Genomic DNA, 1,535 nt, shown 5'->3' with positions numbered 1-1,535 from the left:
GGCGTGCCTAATACATGCAAGTCGAGCGAATGATGAGGAGCTTGCTCCTCTGATTTAGCGGCGGACGGGTGAGTAACACGTGGGTAATCTGCCTGTAAGACGGGGATAACTCCGGGAAACCGGGGCTAATACCGGATAATAAGAGAAGAAGCATTTCTTCTTTTTGAAAGTCGGTTTCGGCTGACACTTACAGATGAGCCCGCGGCGCATTAGCTAGTTGGTGAGGTAACGGCTCACCAAGGCGACGATGCGTAGCCGACCTGAGAGGGTGATCGGCCACACTGGGACTGAGACACGGCCCAGACTCCTACGGGAGGCAGCAGTAGGGAATCTTCGGCAATGGGCGAAAGCCTGACCGAGCAACGCCGCGTGAGCGATGAAGGCCTTCGGGTCGTAAAGCTCTGTTGTTAGAGAAGAACAAGTACGAGAGTAACTGCTCGTACCTTGACGGTACCTAACCAGAAAGCCACGGCTAACTACGTGCCAGCAGCCGCGGTAATACGTAGGTGGCAAGCGTTATCCGGAATTATTGGGCGTAAAGCGCGCGCAGGCGGTCTCTTAAGTCTGATGTGAAAGCCCACGGCTCAACCGTGGAGGGTCATTGGAAACTGGGAGACTTGAGTGCAGGAGAGAAAAGTGGAATTCCACGTGTAGCGGTGAAATGCGTAGAGATGTGGAGGAACACCAGTGGCGAAGGCGGCTTTTTGGCCTGTAACTGACGCTGAGGCGCGAAAGCGTGGGGAGCAAACAGGATTAGATACCCTGGTAGTCCACGCCGTAAACGATGAGTGCTAGGTGTTGGGGGGTTCCACCCTCAGTGCTGAAGTTAACACATTAAGCACTCCGCCTGGGGAGTACGACCGCAAGGTTGAAACTCAAAGGAATTGACGGGGGCCCGCACAAGCAGTGGAGCATGTGGTTTAATTCGAAGCAACGCGAAGAACCTTACCAGGTCTTGACATCCTTTGACCACTCTAGAGATAGAGCTTTCCCCTTCGGGGGACAAAGTGACAGGTGGTGCATGGTTGTCGTCAGCTCGTGTCGTGAGATGTTGGGTTAAGTCCCGCAACGAGCGCAACCCTTGACCTTAGTTGCCAGCATTCAGTTGGGCACTCTAAGGTGACTGCCGGTGACAAACCGGAGGAAGGTGGGGATGACGTCAAATCATCATGCCCCTTATGACCTGGGCTACACACGTGCTACAATGGATGATACAAAGGGTTGCGAAGCCGCGAGGCCAAGCCAATCCCAAAAAGTCATTCTCAGTTCGGATTGTAGGCTGCAACTCGCCTACATGAAGCCGGAATTGCTAGTAATCGCGGATCAGCATGCCGCGGTGAATACGTTCCCGGGCCTTGTACACACCGCCCGTCACACCACGAGAGTTTGTAACACCCGAAGTCGGTGGGGTAACCCTTTTGGGAGCCAGCCGCCGAAGGTGGGACAGATGATTGGGGTGAAGTCGTAACAAGGTAGCCGTATCGGAAGGTGCGGCTGGATCACCTCCTTTCTATGGAGATTATGAAACACCTTCG

General features: G+C 54.2%; 1 rRNA gene. It reads left to right on the top strand.

The features are described 5' to 3' along the window. Positions 1-1,510 (top strand): 16S ribosomal RNA (locus IHV10_RS22585); the annotation flags it as partial. Positions 1,511-1,535: the final 25 nt, after the last annotated feature.

Source organism: Fictibacillus sp. 5RED26, assembly GCF_015903895.1.
GTDB lineage: Bacteria > Bacillota > Bacilli > Bacillales > Fictibacillaceae > Fictibacillus > Fictibacillus phosphorivorans.
This window is presented reverse-complemented; position numbering and strand designations above follow the sequence as displayed.